This window comes from Mucilaginibacter sp., from assembly GCF_036568825.1.
In the GTDB taxonomy this organism is placed as follows: domain Bacteria; phylum Bacteroidota; class Bacteroidia; order Sphingobacteriales; family Sphingobacteriaceae; genus Mucilaginibacter.
In genome coordinates this window covers 22,397-43,320 of sequence record NZ_DATCRU010000044.1, presented here as the reverse complement: position 1 = coordinate 43,320, position 20,924 = coordinate 22,397, and the positions used below count along the sequence as shown (strand labels likewise).

The following is a 20,924-nucleotide window of genomic DNA, read 5'->3' as shown; positions in this document are numbered from 1 at the left end:
GTAACACCTGTACGCAAATATTCATCGCACACTTTTCGCTTAAATGCCTCATTAAAAATCTGAGCTGGCAAACGCTCTTTTGCTGTCTTTTGTCCTTTCATCTTTGTTTACTTTGTGTAAACCTATTTCAGGACAAGACATACATAACCGCCCGAAGTCAGAGACTTCGGACAGCATTTGGTAAAATTCTAAACCACAAAGGACACGGAGGTTTTTCACAGAGTAAAATACAAAACAAAAAAACCCGCCAAAAGCAGGGTTTTTATATGGGTTAGTTTAGTTAGTTTTAAATGTCAAAAGAGAAATCGTCGTCATCAGCGGCGGCTTTGGCTACTTCGGGTGATTCGCTCATTTCATAGCGTTTTTCTACAACTTCCTGGTTGGCTTTGATGTACTCAACTGTGTCTTTGAGTCCTTCCGCAAATTTTTCGAAATCTTCTTTGTAAAGGAAGATCTTGTGCTTGATGAAAACACCATCTTCAAGGCGTTTTTTGCTTTCTGTAATAGTAATATAATAGTCGTTTGAACGAGTCGCCTTTACATCAAAAAAGTACGTCCTTTTACCCGCTCTGACTTTTTTTGAGAATACTTCCTCACGCTCTCTATTGTCGAAATCACCCATGTTAAAAAATTGTAATTAGTTTTTGATTTGGCATAAATATAAATAATTTTTCAAAGTACAAGCATCAAAAACAATATTGTTGTGCTTTTTTCAATATTTAGGCCTTATTTTATATTAAAAGTTAATTATTGGGCATTTTCCTCTTCTTCCAGCAATTGCTTTTCATACAATTCAAAATAAACCTGTTTGCGGTTCATCAGTTCGTCATGGGTGCCCTGTTCAACGATTTCGCCATTGTCCATTACCAATATTTTGTCGGCATTTTTTATGGTTGAGATTCGGTGAGCAATGATAATGCTTGTCTTGCCTTCCATTATTCCTCCCAAATTGCGCAAGATTTCCTCTTCAGTACGGGTGTCCACAGCAGAGAGGCAATCGTCAAAGATCAATATCTGCGGATGCTTTACAATGGCCCGGGCTATGGATACGCGTTGTTTTTGTCCGCCGGATAAGGTAACGCCACGTTCGCCGATCAATGTCTCAAAGCCATGCTCCAATTCCATGATATTGGTGTAAACAGCGGCATCTTTAGCAGCTTGTTCTACTAAAGGCATGTTCAACGTGTCGGCGCTAAAAGCAATATTATTGGCGATGGTATCCGAAAACAGGAAAACTTCCTGTGGCACAAAGCCTATCTGCGAGCGATAGTTCTCGAGGTTGAGCTGCTGTACAGGTTGATCGTCGATCAGGATTTGTCCGCCTGTAACATCATACATACGCATAATGAGGTTGGCAATGGTTGATTTTCCAGACCCTGTGCGCCCGATGATAGCGATCATGTGCCCCGGCTCGGCAGTAAATGACACATTCTTTAGGGCGTGGATGCCTGTATCCGGATAATAAAAAGAAACGTTGTTAAAGCTGATCTTACCTTTTATCGTACGCTGTGCAACGATTGGTGATATGATCTCCGGCCGCTCATGTAAAAACTCGTTGATCCTTTTCTGTGAGGCAGCAGCCCTTTGTATCAGCGAGGTCACCCATCCCAATGACATCACCGGGAAGGTCAGCATATTCAAATAGACGATAAACTCAGCGATGTTACCCGCGGTGATATTTCCTTTCATCACCTCAACACCGCCCACATACATAATAATAACATTACTCAAGCCTACCAATAACAACATTGTAGGGAAGAACATCGCCTGAACTTTTACCAGCTCCATTGAATGGGTTTTATAATTCTCGCTCTCCTCAGCAAAACTTTCACGAACTGTTTCCTCGCGCACATAGGATTTGATCACGCGTATGCCCGAAAAATTCTCCTGCACAAAACTTGAAAGAGCCGATAGTCGCTGCTGAATCTTTTCGCTGCGGAAGTTGATGATGTTATTTACATAATAAATGGTTACTACTAAAATAGGCATCGGCATAATGGAGAATATAGTCAGCTTGATATCCACCGTCACCATAAAACAAATGGCGATGATAAAAAGCGTGACCGTATTAATGGTATACATAATGCCCGGACCCAGGTACATGCGCACACGGCTTACGTCTTCCGTTACACGGTTCATCAAATCACCTGTATTGTGGCGGCGGTAAAATGCAAGGGACAACAATTGGTAATGGTTATAAATCTCGTTTTTGAGATCATATTCGATATGCCGTGACATGAGGATGATAGTCTGACGCATCAGGAAGAGGAACAGACCCCTTAAAACAGCCAGCGCCAGCACAATACCAGCGAAAAGCAGCATGCTGTATCCAAACAGGTTATAAATAATGGTCTGCCGGTTAAAATTAGCAAATAAATGATAAACCGAGATGTTTTCGGAAACCAGGTCAAAAGCCACCCGGATCAATGGCGCCGTCAATACCCCGAAAACGTTGGAAATAATAACAAACAGCACGCCCGGTATAAGTCGCCAACGGTATTTATAAAAGAATTTATTTAGGTAAGCAAGACTCTTCATGGTTCTTTAGCAAAGGTAATGTTTAGTCCGGAAGTCGGAAAGTCGGTAAGTCAGCCAATAGTCAATAGTGAATGGTGAGTAGTTGGACCGACATGAAAATTATCAGATTTAAATCATTGACCATTCACTATTCACCACTCACCAACTCACCAATTCACTCATTCGCTAATTAAATTAGTTTGCCACAATCAAAAAAACCTATACTTTTGTTGCGTCCCCTAATATAAATATATAGGTTACCGTCTAATGTCAGAGCAAAATACCAGCGAATCCATATTTGGCCAGATGAATGCCTTTGGCCACCAAAAAATTGTATTTTGTAATGACCCTGATTCCGGCCTTAAAGCCATCATTGCCATACATGATACTACATTGGGCCCTGCCCTTGGCGGCACACGCATGTGGGCCTACAAAACCGAAGCAGATGCACTAAATGATGTGCTGCGCCTATCAAAAAGCATGACCTACAAGGCTGCAGTAGCTGGCCTTAACCTGGGCGGTGGCAAAGCAGTAATTATAGGCGATGCACGCAAGGATAAAACTGAGGCCTTGCTACGCAAATTCGGGCGTTTTATTAAAAACCTGAATGGCGAATTCATCACAGCTGAAGACGTAGGTACTAACCCCCGCGATATGGAGTTTATCCGTATGGAAACGCAATATGTAATGGGCGTGCCTGAAACCATAGGTGGCAGCGGCGATCCTTCACCAATTACTGCACAAGGTGTTTTTATGGGTATAAAAGCTGCTGTGAAAGAACTTTATGGTAACGATACATTGGCGGGCCGTTCGGTAGTAGTGCAGGGAATAGGCCACGTAGGCGAAAACCTAACCCGTTTGCTGCGCGATGAGAACGCTATGGTGTATGTGAGTGACATTAACGAAGAGCGTACCATACAGGTGGCAAAAAAGTATGGCGCAAAGGCTGTATCCAACAATACCATTTTTGATATCGACGCCGATATTTATTCGCCATGCGCTTTAGGAGCAACAATTAACGATCAAACAATAAATAAACTTAAATTTGCAATAATTGCAGGATCGGCAAACAATCAGCTGGAGGATGAGTATATTCATGGTAGAAGGTTGTTGGAGCAGGGCGTATTATTCGCACCCGATTATGTGATCAATGCGGGTGGTGTAATTAATTGTTATTCAGAGTTGATGGGTTTCAGTAAAAAGCGTACCTTACAACTTACAGAAAACATTTATGAAGCAACACGTAATGTGTTAAAATTATCAAAGGCCGAAAATATTTCAACTATCGAGGCCGCGAACAAAATTGCCGAAAAACGTATATCAGACATCAAAAAAGTAAAATCAACCTATTAATTAACACAATAAATATTAACGGGCTGCCCCCTAATCGTTCTTTACAACTATGCTAAACAGAAGACATCTACGTGTAAAAGTATTGCAGGCATTATATGCCTACCATCAGTCTGATAACAAGGAAATAAAACAACACGAAAAAAATCTGCTCCAAAGTGTTGATATGGTATACGAAATGTATATCTGGATGCTTTCCCTCATTTCGGAAGTGGTGGAGTATGCAGAAATCGATGCCGAAGAGCGCAAGCATAAACACCTGCCTACCGCCGAAGATCTTAACCCTCAGCTTAAAATTCTTACCAACAGGTTTATTCTCTCTTTAAATGAGAATGCGGAGTATCAATCTGCACTGAAGAAATACAAAGTATCCTGGACTTTTGAGCCAGAGCTGGCAAAATCATTGTTCACTATCCTGAAAAACTCACCTGAGTACGCTGAATACCTGAAAAAAACAGATGATACGCTGCAGACAGATAAGGATGTCATCAAATTTATTTTCAAAAAGGTTATCCTGAAATCGCTGCTGGCTGAACAGGTTTTTGAGGATAAATTTATTTTCTGGCCGGTTGATAAGGACGTGCTGCAGGCATTGATCGCGAAGACGTTCAAGAATTTTTCAAGCGATAATTATAAAGAGAATAAACTGGCTGAGGTTACCGGTAACTGGGCCGAAGACAAGGAGTTTATTATCAACCTGTTCCAGCAAAGCATACGTCATGATGAGGCGTACCAGGAAATGATCAGCAAAAAAACACAGAACTGGGAACCTGAGCGAATTGCTATGATGGACACCCTATTGATGAAAATGGCTATCGCTGAATTTATTAACTTTAACTCTATCCCTGTTAAAGTGACGATTAACGAATACCTGGAGATTTCCAAAGAGTTCAGTACGCCTAAGAGCAATTCATTTATAAACGGTATTTTAGATAAGATTTTATACGAATTGAAAGCCGACAACGTAATTAAAAAAGTAGGGCGCGGCTTAATTGAAGATTAATTAAATTTGAACTGATAATTAGTACACAATAATTAAAGATCAATGAAAAATTTGTTTTTGGCACTTATAGCAGTAACCATGCTGATGGTGTCTTGTAATTCGAATGGGAACAATGTGGCAGATAATGGTTCGGCTAGCTCGGCGACAGCTGATAAGCCGGTCATGAAGTTTGAAAAAGATACGCATGACTTTGGCAAAATAAAGCAGGGCGACAAAGTAACCTATGAATTTAAATTTGCTAATACCGGTAAGTCGCCATTGATCATAAAAGATGCAATTGCTTCATGCGGTTGTACCAAACCCGAATGGCCGTCAGCCCCGATAAAACCGGGCGAAAGCGGAGTAATTAAAGTTACTTTTAATAGTGCAGGTAAAATGGGTTTACAGGACAAAATGATAACAATAACAGCCAACACTAACCCGGCGCAAAACCTGGTTCATTTAATTGGCGAAGTAACAGGAATTTAATTTTTATATAAATGATAGCGACAATTTTATTACAGGCAGGTGCCGGTGGTTTAGGTGGTTTTGGTTCATTTGTTCCGCTGCTGCTGATCATAGTGGTATTTTACTTCTTTATGATCCGCCCGCAGGTTAAAAAACAAAAGGATCAGAAAAAATACGTTGAAGAACTAAAAAAAGGCGATAAAGTGATCACTACTGCAGGTATACATGGTAAGATCGTAGATGTGTCTGAAACAACTTTTTTGGTTGAAACCGAAGGCGGCCACAAAATACGTTTTGAAAAATCAGCTATTTCGCTGGAAGCCTCAAAAGCGTTAAACACGCCACCGGCAGTAGCGAAGTAAATTAAGAGGTAAAAGGCGAAAGGTGAAAGGTGAAGGGTGAATAATCACCTTTCACCTTTCGCCTTTAAGCTTTCACCTCAAAAAGCTTTACCTCAAAAATGGCAATTGTAAAACTATCGGCATCGGAACGGAGGCGGCTTTCGGCTTTCTTTACCTGCTTAATATTAGCAGCGGTGGCCTGGGTTTTTACTACGCTGTCCAATAACTACAACTTTACGGTTAAAGAGGTGTTGACCTATAAAAATATGCCTCAGAAGCGTGCCTTCCATTCCTTACAGCCGGATACAATCAATACCACTATACAGGGCACAGGCTGGGACATGCTGTTTTCCAAAATGAACTTTGAGAACAGGAAGATCACTGTTGATTTGCACACGCTCGATACTAAGGATTATGTAGTTCTAAGTTCACAACTGAAAGACATCAATGAGCGCAAGGATTTTGACAACCCGATTGTCAGCTTTAATCCTGATACGCTTTATTTTGATTTTTCTAACAGGGCTGTAAAACGGGTGCCTGTCCACCTAATTTCCAGTATCAATTACCAGCAGCAATACGCACAGTCGAACGATGTGGTGATAAAACCATCGTATGTGACCTTAAGCGGTCCGGGCAATGCGCTGGAGCACATTGAATCATGGGATACGGATTCACTTACAGCTGATAGTGTTGATGAGACATTAAGAACAAGTGTTGAGCTTCAGGCATCGAAAGAAGGGAACGTCAGCATCTATCCAAAATCAGTGCAGGTGGTAGTGCCTGTTGATGAGTACACGGAAAAGGAAATTTCCATCCCTGTAAAGCTTGTAAACAATCACGACTATTACAAAGTGAAGATGTTTCCGTTAAAAGTGACGGTAACATTTACAACCTCGCTTAGCCGTTATGCCCAAATGGATGAGGACCTGTTCGAAGCAACGGCCGATCTGAATTTATGGAAAGACCGGGGCTATACCACCTTGCCGGTAAAACTTTCCAGGCGACCGGCTTACTGCAAAATAGTAAAAATAGAACCTCAAAATATCGATTTCATCGTCAGAAAATAGATGCTTAAAGTAGGAATAACAGGTAACATAGGCAGCGGAAAGACTACCGTAAGCAAGATATTTGAAATATTGGGCGTTCCTGTATTTTATGCTGATGATGCCGCCAAAAAAGTGATGGTGGAAGACCCAATCCTGATCGATGCTTTAACGAAAGAGTTCGGTAATGAATCTTATTTCAATGATGGATCATTAAACCGAAAACATATTGCTGGTATCGTATTCAATAACGAAATAGAACTGGCCAAACTGAATGCCATCGTTCATCCAGCCGTTTTCAGGGCTTTTGATAATTGGGTTGCTGTCCAAAAGAACGCACCTTATGTAATGAAAGAGGCGGCTTTGTTATTTGAAAGCTCGTCGTACCAAATGTGTGATAAAACCATTATGATTACCGCGCCATTGGAGCTGCGTGTCAACCGGGTAATGCAGCGTGATAAACTGACACGTGAAGAAGTAGAAAGCCGCAATGCAAGGCAATTTTCAGAAGAAAAGAAAATTCAGCTTGCCGATTTTGTTATCCGTAATGATGATACTGAGTTGGTGATACCACAAGTTCTGGAATTGCATAAACGGTTTAGTTCATTTGTTCATTAGTTCACTTGTTCATTGGTACTTGTTGTTCTTATGTTCAATATACTATAACCCACTAATGAACCAATGAACTAGTGAACCAATTATGATTTTAGACGATTTCCTTTACTTTGATACTAATGGCCTGTACTGCAAATACGGTCAGTTTTATATCGATCCGCAGCAACCAGTGAAAACGGCTGTCATCTCTCATGCCCATGCCGATCACGCTGTCGCCAATAACAACCAGGTTTATTGCACCGAAGCAACGGCTGCTTTTATGCAACTGCGGTACGGCAAAACCGCTGCAAAGGAATTCAATATTGTAACTTATGATAAATCATTTGTAATTGGCAATATACAGATAACCTTTATCCCTGCCGGACATATGCTGGGCTCGGCCCAGATATTAATGGAATACCAGGGTACAAGATATCTTTATACAGGCGACTATAAACTGCAATCTGACGCTACCTGTGAGCCTATCGAATGGGTGAAAACAGATGTGCTGATCACCGAAAGTACTTTTGCCGATCCTAATGTTATCCATCCCGATCCTGTTGATGAAATAAAAAAGTTGAATGATATCAAAAGCAATATCCTGTTAGGAGCCTATGGTCTTGGAAAAAGTCAGCGCTTAATAAACCTCATCACTGAGTATGTACCGCAGAAAACCATTCTGATTCATCACAAGATCATGCCATTGAATGCGATCTATGAAAAGATGGGATTTTCTTTAGGGAAGTATCAGTTATACAGCCGTAAATTGATGAAGACACAGCAGGAATATGTATACATCGTTCCGCCATTCACTTTTGATAGCTATATCAGGGCGACTGGAGTTAAGCGCTTATTTGCTTCTGGCTGGAAAAACTTGCAAGTAAATCAGAATGACACATTATTTATCTCTGATCACGTGGATTGGAACGATATCTTACTAACTATAGAAAAAACTCAACCCAAACAAATCTGGACCTTGCACGGCGACGGAAATCATTTAAGAAAACATTTCGGCGATGCTATCTTTGTGAAAATTTTGAACTAGATGCTGGTAGAGAATGTTGATTATTATATCAATGAAGATGGAAATTTTGTTTTCACCAGGGAGTACCATTTAAAGCGTGGCCATTGCTGTAAAAACAAATGTCTGCATTGTCCGTGGGACTTCGGAAAACAAAAGGAGTCTGAACATAAACAAATTAAGAAATAATCAACATCTTTGCATTAAGGGATTATTAAAGTGAAAGACGGTATGCAAATAGGGGAAGAAATACAGAGCAACAAGTTTGAGGATAACTACCATAAAGCCGTTATCAATATTACTTATACCTATGGCTGGTTAAGTAATACATTCCGTTGCCGGTTTGAAAAGCATAACCTTACCCAGCAGCAATTCAACGTGTTGCGCATACTTCGCGGGCAATACCCAAACCCTGCTACCATCAACATGATCAAAGAGCGTATGCTCGATAAAATGTCTGACGCTTCCCGCATTGTTGACCGCCTGATTCAAAAAGGACTGGTTTCCCGTTGCACCAATAACAAAGACCGCCGCGCTGTAGATATCCGCATCAGCGAAGCTGGGTTAGAGATCCTGTCCAAAATGGATGAGGAATTCAAGACTAAGGATATGCTGAAAAATAACCTCACTGAAGAAGAAGCAGGGAAATTGAGTGATTTGCTGGATAAGTTGAGAGGATAGTTTGATTTCGGATTTCGGAATTGTGATTTCGGATTTCTCTTTTCCCATTGTTTGTGTCTTCACAAACAATCTATAACTCGCTGATAAACCCCACTAACGCCAAACCTACACCCACCAACACCGCAACCAACTTCCTTACTGTAAACTTATGATCAGGCCCTGATTCAAACAAAATAGTAGTGGATATATGCAAAAATATCCCGATCACTACACCCATTATCCGGTTAAAATATTGCTGCAAATTTCCTATGCCGCCTGTACTTAAAGCATTGCTAAAAAAATAACCAGCCGGAGCCATAATGGCGAATAGGATGACAAAGAATATGGTTTTGCCTTTGCTTTGTTGATTAGCCAGCAAAACTGTAGCCAACGCAAAAGCTGCAGGCACATGGTGCAATGCAATTCCCCAAACCAATTGATTTTGATTACCTTCAGCCAGTGGCATACCTTCCAAAAAGGCGTGTATACAAAGGCTGATCAATATACCCAAAGGAAAAGCGATATGCTCATGATTGGGTTTATGCATGTGACCGTGCTCGATACCTTCTGAGAATTGCTCCAGTACGATCTGGAATAAAAAGCCGATTAGGATAAATACACCGACGTAATTGTCATTGCCATGATAGGCATCAGGTATCAGGTGCAAAACGGTGATGCCAAACAGATAGGCGCCGCTAAAGGACAGGACTAATTTCAGGTTTTTGTGATTATCCCCCTTAAAAAGAAATACAGACATGCCGCCCGAAAAAGCGCCAAAAAACAAAACCAATATCTTCCAGAGAGCCATTAAAAATCAGGTTGAAATTTTTTAAATACCAGGTAGAATAACCATCCCACAAAAATGCCATAGAGCATGCCTACGGTAACATCTATAGGAAAATGGACACCAACATACACCTGTGCAAATGAGATCGATCCGGCCCACAAAACCGCCCATAACCATATCCATTTCCATCGCCTGAAAAATACAAAGCTGATAAAGGCAGCCATAGCAAAATGATCTGTGGCATGCGTTGATGGAAAACTATAACCAGTTCCGCAGGGCACGCGGATAGTTGCAGTTTCTGAATCTATCGGATCACGGCAGGGGCGGAGGCGCTGTACATTGTTCTTTATCAAATGTACGCTGGTAAAATCTGCAAAACCTGCAGAAAGTGCAAATAAGATCACAATAAGAGCGCCCGTCTTCTTATACTTCCACAGGCAAAAGGCCAAAATGAAAATATACAGCGGTATCCAGGTGCGTGGGTTGCGCAAAATCGGCATCAGCCAATCAAAAAAAGGATTGGTCAGATCGTGATTGATATAAAAAAATAGGTGCCGGTCTAACTGTATAAGATGTTCAAGCATCGGATCTTTTACAAATAAATATTAATCGGTCTGAGTGTTCCGCATCAAATCTGTCCAGTCCGTAGCTGCCAAAAGTACTTATAATTTCAAAACCACTTTGTTTAAAAAATCTCATAAAATCAGCTTCCATAAAAGTGCTTACCATTTCTTTAAATGTATAGCTTTCATTGCCATGATCGAACGAAATAGTTTTGATGATCTTATTCCCACTAATGGTTTTTTGAATATGAAATTCAACATCCTCCACCGTTTTCACCGGATTTGGCACCAGATTTCGCAATATTTTCTCACTGTTGAAATAATCCAGCACCAGCAACCCGCCCGGTTTTAAAGCATTGTGGAAATTGATAAGCGAACCGATATGCTGCTCATCTATTGTGAAATAGCCAAAACTGGTGAACAGGTTGAAGGCAACATCAAAGTAACGATCATAGGATAATTCGCGCATATCGTGCACGAAAAACCTCAGCGTATCGTTTTCAAATTGTTTGGCGAAGCGAATGTTTTCGACGGATAGATCGATGCCGGTAACATCATAACCGTGCGTATTCAAGTAAATAGCATGCCGTCCGCGTCCGCAGGCTATGTCCAATAGCTTTGAATGGAGCGGGATATGAAGTTTTGAAAGTAAATTGTCGATGAAATACTGAGCCTCAGCATCGTCACGTTTATGATAAAGAAGATGGTAATACGGAGAATTAAACCAGTCGTAGAACCATTCGTTGGCCATAATGTTTTTGTATAGTCACAAATATAGCTAAATATCAAAATCCGGTCTAAGCCTTCGGAATTTGTACGGCTATCGTTCAAATATTTTTAATTTTGCACTCAAATATTTAATACTTTGACTTTAATAAAATCAATATCAGGGATTCGCGGCACCATTGGTGGCGCAGCAGGTGATGGTTTAACGCCATTGGATATCGTAAAATTTACTTCGGCGTATGGTGCCTGGGCTGTAAAACGATCAGGTAAAAAGAAGATCGTGGTGGGCCGTGATGCGCGTATCTCAGGTACTATGGTGAATAACCTGGTGGTAGGCACCTTGCAGGGTTTGGGTATCGATGTGATTGATCTGGGCCTTTCTACCACACCAACCGTCGAAGTCGCCGTGCCGTGGGAGGAAGCTGCCGGAGGTATTATATTAACTGCCAGTCACAACCCAAAACAATGGAATGCGCTTAAATTGCTGAACGAAAAAGGCGAGTTTATCAGTGATGCAGATGGCAAAGAAGTATTAGATATTGCAGAAAAAGGCGATGTGAAATACGCAGAGGTAAACGACTTGGGCAAGATTACAGTTGATAATAGCTATGTTCAAAGGCATATCGACAGTATTTTGGCGCTACCATTGGTTGATGTAGCTGCTATTGCCAAAGCTGAATTCAAGATCGTTATCGATTGTGTCAACTCAACCGGCGGCATATTTGTACCGGCTTTATTAAAGGCATTAGGTGTAAAAACTGTTCATAAATTATATTGTGATCCGGATGGTAACTTCCCGCATAACCCGGAACCTCTGCCGGAGAACCTGATCGCACTTTCAAACGAAGTAGTTAAAAAAGGAGCACATTTGGGTATTGCTGTTGACCCGGATGTTGACCGCCTGGCATTTGTTTGCGAGGACGGCAATATGTTCGGCGAAGAGTATACCCTGGTTGCTGTTGCAGATTATGTATTAAAGCACAAAAAAGGAAATACGGTTTCTAACCTTTCATCAACACGTGCATTACGCGATGTTACCGAAAAAGCGGGCGGCGAATACCATGCTGCAGCGGTAGGCGAGGTGAACGTGGTGAACAAAATGAAGGAAGTAAATGCTGTGATTGGCGGCGAAGGAAATGGCGGTGTGATCTATCCTGAACTGCATTATGGTCGTGACGCCTTGGTGGGAATCGCTTTGTTTTTAACCCATCTGGCCAAATATGGCAAATCAGTTTCAAGCTTAAGAGCTTCTTATCCGGGCTACTTTATTTCTAAAAATAAAATCACGCTGACTCCGGAAATGGATATTGACCGCTTGCTGCTTAAGGTTGAAGATAAATACAAAAAGCAACCTCATACGACTATCGATGGTCTGAAGATAGAATTTGATAAAGAATGGGTACATTTGCGCAGATCAAATACCGAGCCGATCATCCGTATCTACTCTGAGGGAAATTCAGAAACGATCGCGGATAATCTGGCCAACAAGATCATAACTGACATAAAAGAAATTCTCAATCTGTAATTTAATTAGCGAATGAGTGAATTAGCGAATGAGTGATTGATAATGGAAAACTTTGAGAAAAACGAATTCGCAGAACAATTCAGAAATCGCACCAAGAAATTTGTTGTCGACAATATAAAATTGTACAGATCACTACCGAAGACTGAAGAAGCAAGGATAATTGGTAAGCAATTGTTGCGGTCATCATCTTCTGTAGGAGCAAATTATAGGGCTGCCTGCAGAGCAAGGTCACAAGCAGAATTTCATTCTAAAATTTCTATCGTAGTTGAAGAAGCTGATGAAAGTATTTTTTGGATGGAAGTGTTGATTGAAGCAGAGGTTGTTCAAAAGGCTCAAATAATAACTCTGATGAACGAGGCAAATGAGATACTAAAAGTAACTTCATCAGCCCGAAAAACTGTATCAGAGAAGAATAATGAAAAACTGTATCAGAGAAGAATAATTTTAAACTCAATAAATAATTAGCGAATCCAGTTAATCACTCATTCAGTCATTCACTAATTCACTAATTAATTAACTAACTCAATAATTACTATCCCATGCGTGTCTATTTTGATAATGCTGCTACTACGCCTATTGACCCTGAAGTTCTAAAGGAAATGTTTAAGGTGATGGAAAACAACTATGGTAATCCATCATCCATACATGCTCACGGCCGCGAGGTTCGTTCTATTGTAGAAAAAGCCCGTAAAACTGTCGCAAATTTATTGCACACCTCACCTGCCGAGATATTCTTTACCTCGGGGGGCACCGAGGCTGATAATACTGCCATTCGTTGCGGAATTGTAGATAATGGCTTAAAGCACGCTATATCTAGTCGCTTAGAGCACCATGCGGTGATTCACACACTCGAAGCTATGCAAAAGGCAGGCACCATCAAACTGAGCTTTGTTGATACAGATGACAAAGGCAATATCGATTATACTCACCTGGAAGAACTATTGAAAGGTAATGACCGCAGCCTCGTATCACTAATGCATGCCAATAACGAAGTCGGTACCCTTAGCGATATGGAGCGTATCGGTGACTTGTGCGAACATCACAATGCCATTTATCATGCGGATACGGTGCAGACTATGGGTCATTACAGGCATGACTTGAATAAACTGAAAGCTCATTTTATGGTTTGTGCTGCCCATAAATTGCATGGCCCTAAAGGGGTAGGCTTTTTACATGTCAATCACAAGGTAAAAATCAAACCGTTTATTTATGGCGGCTCGCAAGAGCGCAATATGCGTGGCGGTACCGAAAATGTTTACGGCATTGTAGGCTTGGCTAAAGCTCTGGAATTGGCTTATGCCAATATGGATGAGCATCACAACCAGATACAGGCGCTTAAGACCTATATGATCGCTCAGCTGAAGGAAAATATCCCGGCTATTGAGTTTAACGGCGAGACCGATCCTGCAAAAAGCTTGTACACAGTTCTAAATGTATCGTTCCCTTGCAGCGACATGGCTGATATGCTGCTGTTCAATTTGGATATTGCAGGAATATCTGCATCTGGTGGCAGCGCATGCAGCTCGGGCAGCGATATAGGTTCACATGTATTAACTGCCATCGGCGGCGATCCTACTCGCCCTTCAGTTCGTTTCTCTTTCTCAAAGTACAATACCAAAGAGGAAGTGGATTACACCGTATCGAAGCTGAAAGAACTATGTATGGCTTATGCCTAAACAGCCTGGATTTATGGGTAAATTTATTTCTGATTAAGAAATAAACAAAAACAATAAGGCAACTCAAAGGGTTTATATAAAAGTATATTAAACGTATAAACCTATGATAACTGCAAAAGAAAAATCCGGCCACGCGCAGGATAAAAATAAAAAGCCCGAAAACCGGGGTGACGGTAAAATGCCGAACGAAAACTCCGGAAAAGGTAACTCCAAAGAAGAGGCGATCTACCCTCACGAAAGTGAGACAAGCCCGCAACAGGAGGGAGCAGACTCTTCATTTACCGAGCGTAACGATGTAACGCCGCCGAATCAGAAAGAATTCCCTTCAGTTGGTGCGGCTAAAACGGACTTTGAGAGCCGTAAACTGGGGCGTAAAACCGGCCGCATGATTGGTCACGAGCCTGGAACTGAAAATATATAATTTACCGAAAAAGGCTATTGCAGGACTTACAAATCTTGTGATTTGTCTTTTTATTAAAATCTATCTGTCATGAGTGAGTATCTTGATCCTGAAGATGAAGTTCAGGAAAAAAATAAAGCTAAAAAATCAGACAATCCATCCGGAAATAAAAAGTCCGGCGAGTCACTTGAAAAGAACGGCCCGGATAAGGATAAACCGAAAAAAGTGTTGAATGAAGACGGAAGTCTTGCCGATCTGCCTTACAATAATGAGCCCGGGGGAGGTGCATTAGAGGGTACTGTAGGCATCGGCACATAAAATGAAAAAATACCTCGGAAAGATCAAATAAAGTCGTAACTTGGTATTAACATAGCAAATAATTCGGAGCAAAATCCAGTTATTGCAAATCAGTCGGGTAGCCGAATATCCGACGGGCGTCGACAAGGCGCATCAAAAAAGAAAAAAGGCTCTGATCACAACCAGAGCCTTTTTATATTTAATCCTGATGATTAATTAGCCATCATTTTTAAAAAAGTAGCCAACTTCTCTTTCATTTCCCGGCGATCAACAATAAAGTCAAGGAAACCATGCTCCTGAACAAACTCTGCAGTTTGGAAGCCTTTAGGAAGATCTTTCTTGATCGTCTCCTTAATAACCCTCGGACCTGCAAAGCCGATCAGTGAACCAGGCTCAGCAATGTTGATATCGCCCAGCATTGCATAAGATGCGGTTACACCACCGGTAGTAGGGTCTGTAAGTAATGAGATATAAGGTATTTTTGCTTGAGCCAATAAAGCCAGTTTAGCCGATGTTTTGGCCATCTGCATTAATGAGAAAGCTGCTTCCATCATGCGTGCACCACCCGATTTGGATATCATCAGGAAAGGCACTTTGTGCTCGATGCAATAATCGATAGAGCGGGCGATCTTCTCACCAACCACAGAGCCCATTGAGCCGCCGATAAAATTAAAATCCATACAGGCAATTACGATATCCTGACCATCAATTTTACCGGCTCCGGCGCGGATTGCGTCTTTCAGACCTGTCTTGTTGGTGGTTTCGGCTATCCTGTCGGTATATTTTTTAGTATCCTCAAAATTCAGTGGGTCGCCCGATTTTAGGTTTGGATATAGCTCGGTAAACTCGTTATTATCAAATAAAATAGAAAAATATTCTTTTGAACCGATACGGATGTGATAACCGCAGTAATGGCAAACGTATTGGTTCTCAACTTGTTCGCTGTAATGCAATGGCTTTTTACAATTCGGGCATTTGTTCCATATGCCGTCCGGGGCTTCTTTTTTTTCCTCGGTCGTAGTTATTATCCCTTTTGATTCTCTTTTAAACCAGGTCATTTGTTAGTTGTGCCTCCAATTTCTGTGCAAAGAAACAAAAAATATTATAGAAGTGATTATGCATTAAAGCTTGCAAACCACCTAAATGTTTTGCATAGTTAAAGCTATTGCAAAAATGTCAAAATAGAATGCCTTGTAAATTTAAATTTTGAAGAAATTAAAATGAGATGACTGTAAAATGGAAATAATGCAAAACATAGTCATGTGTGTTAAATATTAGTTACTTGCATTACTTAAACCAGGAAATTTTATAACTTCGAGGCCCCAATAAGTACTAAGGAATTTAACAAAACCAAGGAATTTTAAGCTAATATGGATTTAAAAAATTATAAAGGCGTTTTGCATGGCGACCAGGTGCAGGCGCTGTTTGAGATCGCTAAAAAGCATCAATTTGCGTTACCCGCTGTTAACGTAACCGGTACCAATACTATCAATGCCGTAATGGAAACTGCAAAAGCAGTTAATTCACCGGTAATTATACAGGTATCACATGGTGGTGCGCAGTTTTATGCGGGTAAATCAATGGATAACTCGCAGTTGCAGGCAACCATTTTAGGCGCTGTTTCTGCTGCACGTCACGTTCATCTTTTAGCTGAGCATTACGGTGTAGCTGTAATTATGCATACCGACCACTGCGCTAAGAAATTATTACCATGGATCGACGGCCTGCTCGATCACGGTGAGAAATTCTTTGCTGAGACCGGCAAACCATTGTTCTCATCACACATGCTGGATCTTTCTGAAGAGCCTATCCATGAGAATATCGAAATCTCAGCAAAATACCTGGAGCGTATGGCTAAAATGGGTATGACGCTGGAGATCGAGTTAGGTGTAACAGGCGGTGAGGAAGATGGCGTGGATAACAGTAATGTTGCAAGCCATCACTTATACTCACAGCCGGAAGATGTGGCTTATGCTTATGAAAACCTTTTAAAAGTTAGCCCTCGCTTTACAGTTGCCGCTGCTTTTGGTAACGTACATGGTGTTTACAAACCGGGTAACGTAAAATTGCAGCCGATCATTCTGCACAATTCACAGGAGTATATTAAACAACATTATAACCTTGCTGCTGAGAAGCCAATCAACTTTGTATTCCACGGTGGTTCTGGCTCAACCCAGGCAGAGATTCGCGAGGCTATTTCTTATGGCGCTATCAAAATGAATATCGATACCGATATGCAATGGGCGTTCTGGGAAGGCATTAAAGATTACTACAAATCAAAAGAAGGTTACCTGCAATCGCAGATCGGTAACCCTGAAGGAGAAGATTCACCAAACAAAAAATACTATGATCCGCGTGTATGGCTTCGCAAAGCTGAAGAAAATTTCGTTAAGCGTCTGACCCATGCATTCGACGATTTGAATTGCCTTGACGTGAACAGCAAATTGTAATATCAGGACAATTTTACAATGCAAACGCCCCGATAGTTGTTGGGGCGTTTGTTATTTTAAGTAATTTCGAACCCAAATCTAAAAGCCCCATGTCAAAAGTTGAAGTAAAGAAAGTTGTCGATCCCGCTGAATTGGAAAAAGTCTTCGCCATACGCCGCGAAGTTTTTGTAGGCGAACAAAACTGCCCGCCTGAACTGGAATGGGAGCACGAAGATGAATCTACACACTTTTTAGCCAAAGTTGACGGAGAACCCGCTGGGGCAGCACGTTGGCGCAAAACAGACAAGGGCTATAAACTGGAACGTTTTGCAGTTCTGAAGAAATTCAGAGGGCATGGAGTAGGGCAAGCACTGGTACAAACGGTTTTGGATGATTTGCCTGAGGATGCTACTTATGTGTATATGCATGCACAAATACAGGCGGTATCATTATACGAGCGGTTTGGTTTTGTAAAGACCGGTCCACAGTTTGAAGAGGCGGGGATACAGCATTTTAAGATGGAGAGAGCATAAAATATTAATAAGCCGTCTTTGCGAGGAACGAAGCAATCTCTTTGCTATGCAGATCAGGGAGAAGAAATTTGTTGAGGAACGTTCAGTTAAAAATTCAGGTCCATGAATGTCCTAAGTAGAGATTGCTTCGTTCCTCGCAAAGACGTTTGCAGATATTAACTGAATACCCTTCCCGAGTAATCCATCGCCTCCTTCAATTTATCTAAATTAAGCCCGAGATCGACGTTTTGACTTTGCAGGTAAGAAATCACATTCTCTGTAGCGATATTTCCGGTAAGCTCGTCTTTTGCCATCGGGCAGCCCCCATAACCCTTTAAAGCGGTATCAAATCTTTTGCAGCCGCTTTTGTATGCGGCTTCTATTTTGGGTTTCCAGGTATCCGGCGTAGAATGCAAATGAACACCCCAGGTTGTTTTTTTAAAATTGCCTGATAAAGACGAATATAAACCCTCTATTTGCTCAGGTGCGGCAATACCAATAGTATCCGCCAGAGAGATATACTCAACTCCCTCATCAACAAGTTTTTTGGCCCATCGCAATACAATGTCATTATGCCATTCATCACCGTAAGGATTGCCAAAACCCATTGAAAGATAAATCAGTAGTTTCTTTTCTTTGCTATCACTAAGCTCTTTTATTCGCTTTACAATTTCAAAGGCCTCGGCTATACTGGTATTGGCATTACGCTGTTGGAAGGTTTCTGATATGGAAAACGGAAACCCCAGGTAAGTGATCTCCTCATGTTGTGCAGCTTCTTCAGCCCTCCGGTAGTTCGCTATAATAGCTAATAATTTAGACCGTGAATTACTCAAATCCAGCTTCTCCAATACCTGGGCAGTATCCTGCATCTGCGGTATGGCTTTAGGTGAAACAAAGCTTCCAAAATCGATGGTATCAAAACCCACTTGTAATAGCAAATTGATGTATTCCGCTTTAATCTCCGTAGGAATAAAATTATGTATCCCCTGCATGGCATCCCGTGGACATTCAGTGATCTGGATAGCTGAGGCCATGTATTTAAAATTTGGTATTATAGATCATGGCCTTATGATCAATGCTTTCCCTGAGCTCGGCTGTTAATGAACCAATATATTTTTCAAAAGCATCGATCACTTTTTTGGAGTCCTTTTTTATAGATCGCGAATCACCATTTGTTGCCCTTAAATACACTTCATAAAGACTCATCCTTAGATTGCCGGTTTCAGTCGGCCTGTAAAATGTCACGTTATGAATAGTATAACGGTACCGTTGCTTCTTCATATCAACAGTTACCGCAAATTGAACAGTAAAAGGATCGATATTATCCGAATAATTTCCAATTGTAAAAGGATTGGTATTCAAGTCCTGCGTAGTGGTGAATATCTCTTTCCCTTCCTGCTCATAACCATAAGTTTGCTGAAAGTTTTTAGCTGCCATGAACTGTAGTGTGCGCAGATAGATCAAACTAACGCCAATCCCTGTATCTACTTTAACCGTTTTTTGATAGTAAGCGCTGGTGCCATCAATTACCAGCTTTACCGAATCTCCTTCAGGCACAGGTAATGAACTGTTTACCTGGTAACTTCGCGTTGTTCCATCCTGCGCATACCCTGCGAATGTAATAAAGGCCAGACCGATGCATATTAGCAATGTTTTCATAAGCGTATTTTAGGCAAATATAGCAGGATATTCCTTATTCTTCATGAGCGACCAATTCAGCCTCGTCATGCAATGGATTCCCCCTTACAAATTTCCGGATAATTAAACGTGAACCCCCGTTATAAGTAAAGTAACTTCCTATCCAGCTGATGAAAACGATAGCCTTATTCCTGAAACCTAAAAGCGAGATCAGGTGGACAAACATCCATACCACCCAGGCAAAAAATCCCTGGAATTTGACCTTGCCTAAATCGGCAACAGCTTTGTTTCGGCCAATTGTGGCCAATGAGCCTTTATCAAAATATTTAAAAGGTTTTGTTGCTTCACCTTTTATGATATGAAGGATGTTTTCACCGGTAGCTTTACCCATTTGTATAGCTACCTGTGCTACTCCGGGATGCCCTTTAGGCGTATCGTTAGTTATCATTGCGGCAACGTCGCCTATGGCAAATACATTACTTATTCCTTCCACACGGCAGATGCTGTCTGTTTTTATACGGTTGCCCCGTTGGATGATGTCTTTATCGATCCCCTCAAGAACATTACCCATTACGCCAGCCGACCAGATCACATTTTTGGTCCGGATGCTTTTGCCGCCTTCAAAAGTGATCACTTCGCCATCGTAATTCTCTACTTTGGCATTCAGCATCACTTCAACGCCCATTTTAGTCAGGAAGTTTTTGGCAGCTTCAGAAGCTTCTTCCGACATAGCACCCAATACCCTCGGCATAAAATCGGCGAGGTAAACTTTCATTTCCTCTTTCTTTAACTCAGGGTAGTCTTTGCAAAGAATATTATTTCTTAACTCAGCCAAAGCCCCGGCCAATTCAACACCTGTAGGACCTGCACCGACTAGTACAAAGTTGAGGTAAGGCTCGCGTTCGTAAGGAGTAGTCTTTAAAACAGCTTCTTCCAGGTGCTGCAGTATCATATAACGCAGGTTCAATGCCTCAGGAACCGATTTCATCGGCATAGCGTTGTATTCAATTTCCTTGTTGCCAAAAAAATTTGTTGTCGATCCGGTAGCAATTACCAGGTAATCATATTTGATCTCACCAATAGAGCTGTCAATGGTGTTTTTCTCAGGGTTGATTTTAGTCACTTCAGCTACCCTGAAGCGGAAGTTTTTTTGGTTGTCAAAGTTCTTACGGAGAGAAAAGGCTATAGAACCCGCCTCAAGACTACCGGTTGCCACCTGGTATAACAAAGGCGGAAAAGTATGGTAATTGTGTTTATCGAGCATTAATACTTCTACCGGTTCATCGGCTAAAGCTTTAGCTACTTCAAGTCCCCCGAAACCACCTCCAACTATCACCACCAAAGGGAACCGGGATGAATTTGTTGTTTCCATAATAATATATTTTAGAAGGTATA

Annotated in this window: 25 protein-coding genes; 16 read left to right on the top strand and 9 right to left on the bottom strand. The window is 41.3% G+C overall.

What is annotated here, in order from left to right:
* Positions 1-286: 286 nt before the first annotated feature.
* Positions 287-622 carry a DUF3276 family protein gene (locus tag VIM89_RS08920; protein ID WP_488155806.1) on the bottom strand — a complete coding sequence of 112 codons (336 nt, stop codon included), beginning with the start codon at positions 620-622 and terminating at the stop codon, positions 287-289.
* A 125-nt stretch (positions 623-747) separates the two neighbouring features.
* On the bottom strand, positions 748-2,538 hold the full coding sequence (locus tag VIM89_RS08915) for an ABC transporter ATP-binding protein (RefSeq protein ID WP_488155805.1): 1,791 nt from the start codon (positions 2,536-2,538) through the stop codon (positions 748-750).
* A gap of 246 nt (positions 2,539-2,784) precedes the next feature.
* Here VIM89_RS08915 and VIM89_RS08910 point away from each other — a divergent pair, with 246 nt between their 5' ends.
* The 9 genes from VIM89_RS08910 (at position 2,785) to VIM89_RS08870 (ending at position 8,997) form a co-directional block, all read left to right on the top strand.
* Complete coding sequence (locus VIM89_RS08910) at positions 2,785-3,870, top strand: Glu/Leu/Phe/Val family dehydrogenase (RefSeq protein ID WP_488155804.1); 1,086 nt, start codon at positions 2,785-2,787, stop codon at positions 3,868-3,870.
* A gap of 49 nt (positions 3,871-3,919) precedes the next feature.
* The gene (nusB, locus tag VIM89_RS08905) at positions 3,920-4,870 is read left to right on the top strand and encodes a transcription antitermination factor NusB (RefSeq protein ID WP_488155803.1); all 951 of its coding nucleotides are present in this window, start codon (positions 3,920-3,922) and stop codon (positions 4,868-4,870) included.
* A 42-nt stretch (positions 4,871-4,912) separates the two neighbouring features.
* Positions 4,913-5,338, top strand: a complete 426-nt coding sequence (locus VIM89_RS08900; RefSeq protein WP_488155802.1) for a DUF1573 domain-containing protein — start codon at positions 4,913-4,915, stop codon at positions 5,336-5,338.
* Between the two features lie 11 nt (positions 5,339-5,349).
* On the top strand, positions 5,350-5,679 hold the full coding sequence (yajC, locus tag VIM89_RS08895) for a preprotein translocase subunit YajC (RefSeq protein WP_488155801.1): 330 nt from the start codon (positions 5,350-5,352) through the stop codon (positions 5,677-5,679).
* A 98-nt stretch (positions 5,680-5,777) separates the two neighbouring features.
* On the top strand, positions 5,778-6,725 hold the full coding sequence (locus VIM89_RS08890) for a CdaR family protein (RefSeq protein WP_488155800.1): 948 nt from the start codon (positions 5,778-5,780) through the stop codon (positions 6,723-6,725).
* On the top strand, positions 6,726-7,319 hold the full coding sequence (coaE, locus tag VIM89_RS08885; RefSeq protein WP_488155799.1) for a dephospho-CoA kinase: 594 nt from the start codon (positions 6,726-6,728) through the stop codon (positions 7,317-7,319).
* 82 nt (positions 7,320-7,401) lie between these two features.
* A complete protein-coding gene (locus VIM89_RS08880; RefSeq protein ID WP_488155798.1) occupies positions 7,402-8,340 on the top strand; it encodes an MBL fold metallo-hydrolase in 939 nt (312 codons plus the stop codon).
* Positions 8,341-8,505: a DUF5522 domain-containing protein gene (locus VIM89_RS08875; RefSeq protein ID WP_488155797.1), complete on the top strand. Its 165-nt coding sequence runs from the start codon at positions 8,341-8,343 to the stop codon at positions 8,503-8,505.
* 30 nt (positions 8,506-8,535) lie between these two features.
* Positions 8,536-8,997 carry a MarR family winged helix-turn-helix transcriptional regulator gene (locus VIM89_RS08870; protein WP_488155796.1) on the top strand — a complete coding sequence of 154 codons (462 nt, stop codon included), beginning with the start codon at positions 8,536-8,538 and terminating at the stop codon, positions 8,995-8,997.
* A 70-nt stretch (positions 8,998-9,067) separates the two neighbouring features.
* Here the strand turns inward: VIM89_RS08870 and VIM89_RS08865 are convergent, their stop codons facing one another.
* From VIM89_RS08865 to VIM89_RS08855, 3 genes are read right to left on the bottom strand one after another with little or no spacing between them, the layout of a single operon-like run.
* Entirely contained in the window at positions 9,068-9,784 is a 717-nt protein-coding gene (locus tag VIM89_RS08865) for a ZIP family metal transporter (protein WP_488155795.1), read from the bottom strand.
* Positions 9,784-10,347 (bottom strand): phosphatase PAP2 family protein, encoded by a 564-nt coding sequence (locus tag VIM89_RS08860; protein WP_488155794.1) that lies wholly within the window; start codon positions 10,345-10,347, stop codon positions 9,784-9,786. The genes VIM89_RS08865 and VIM89_RS08860 overlap by 1 nt, the downstream gene beginning before the upstream one ends.
* Positions 10,340-11,077 carry an SAM-dependent methyltransferase gene (locus VIM89_RS08855; protein WP_488155793.1) on the bottom strand — a complete coding sequence of 246 codons (738 nt, stop codon included), beginning with the start codon at positions 11,075-11,077 and terminating at the stop codon, positions 10,340-10,342. Before VIM89_RS08855 ends, VIM89_RS08860 begins: the two co-directional genes overlap by 8 nt.
* A gap of 114 nt (positions 11,078-11,191) precedes the next feature.
* Between VIM89_RS08855 and glmM the strand changes: the two genes are divergently transcribed.
* The 5 genes from glmM (at position 11,192) to VIM89_RS08830 (ending at position 14,971) form a co-directional block, all read left to right on the top strand.
* Complete coding sequence (gene glmM / locus VIM89_RS08850) at positions 11,192-12,577, top strand: phosphoglucosamine mutase (RefSeq protein WP_488155792.1); 1,386 nt, start codon at positions 11,192-11,194, stop codon at positions 12,575-12,577.
* A gap of 42 nt (positions 12,578-12,619) precedes the next feature.
* Entirely contained in the window at positions 12,620-13,042 is a 423-nt protein-coding gene (locus VIM89_RS08845; protein ID WP_488155791.1) for a four helix bundle protein, read from the top strand.
* Positions 13,043-13,116: 74 nt separating this feature from the next.
* Positions 13,117-14,253, top strand: coding sequence for a cysteine desulfurase family protein (locus VIM89_RS08840; protein WP_488155790.1), 1,137 nt, complete (start codon positions 13,117-13,119; stop codon positions 14,251-14,253).
* A gap of 103 nt (positions 14,254-14,356) precedes the next feature.
* Positions 14,357-14,674: a hypothetical protein gene (locus tag VIM89_RS08835; RefSeq protein ID WP_488155789.1), complete on the top strand. Its 318-nt coding sequence runs from the start codon at positions 14,357-14,359 to the stop codon at positions 14,672-14,674.
* A 69-nt stretch (positions 14,675-14,743) separates the two neighbouring features.
* Entirely contained in the window at positions 14,744-14,971 is a 228-nt protein-coding gene (locus VIM89_RS08830; protein WP_488155788.1) for a hypothetical protein, read from the top strand.
* Between the two features lie 191 nt (positions 14,972-15,162).
* On the opposite strand, the gene accD is transcribed toward VIM89_RS08830, so the two are convergent.
* Positions 15,163-16,008 carry an acetyl-CoA carboxylase, carboxyltransferase subunit beta gene (gene accD, locus VIM89_RS08825; protein WP_488155787.1) on the bottom strand — a complete coding sequence of 282 codons (846 nt, stop codon included), beginning with the start codon at positions 16,006-16,008 and terminating at the stop codon, positions 15,163-15,165.
* A 312-nt stretch (positions 16,009-16,320) separates the two neighbouring features.
* Here accD and fbaA point away from each other — a divergent pair, with 312 nt between their 5' ends.
* Positions 16,321-17,400: a class II fructose-bisphosphate aldolase gene (gene fbaA, locus VIM89_RS08820; protein WP_488155786.1), complete on the top strand. Its 1,080-nt coding sequence runs from the start codon at positions 16,321-16,323 to the stop codon at positions 17,398-17,400.
* 89 nt (positions 17,401-17,489) lie between these two features.
* Entirely contained in the window at positions 17,490-17,912 is a 423-nt protein-coding gene (locus tag VIM89_RS08815; RefSeq protein WP_488155785.1) for a GNAT family N-acetyltransferase, read from the top strand.
* Between the two features lie 155 nt (positions 17,913-18,067).
* Here the strand turns inward: VIM89_RS08815 and VIM89_RS08810 are convergent, their stop codons facing one another.
* The 3 genes from VIM89_RS08810 to VIM89_RS08800 are packed head-to-tail and all read right to left on the bottom strand — an operon-like array spanning position 18,068 to position 20,901.
* Positions 18,068-18,925 (bottom strand): hydroxymethylglutaryl-CoA lyase, encoded by an 858-nt coding sequence (locus VIM89_RS08810; protein WP_488155784.1) that lies wholly within the window; start codon positions 18,923-18,925, stop codon positions 18,068-18,070.
* Positions 18,926-18,929: 4 nt separating this feature from the next.
* The gene (locus tag VIM89_RS08805) at positions 18,930-19,550 is read right to left on the bottom strand and encodes a hypothetical protein (protein WP_488155783.1); all 621 of its coding nucleotides are present in this window, start codon (positions 19,548-19,550) and stop codon (positions 18,930-18,932) included.
* A gap of 34 nt (positions 19,551-19,584) precedes the next feature.
* On the bottom strand, positions 19,585-20,901 hold the full coding sequence (locus VIM89_RS08800; RefSeq protein ID WP_488155782.1) for an NAD(P)/FAD-dependent oxidoreductase: 1,317 nt from the start codon (positions 20,899-20,901) through the stop codon (positions 19,585-19,587).
* Between the last annotated feature and the right edge of the window lie 23 nt (positions 20,902-20,924).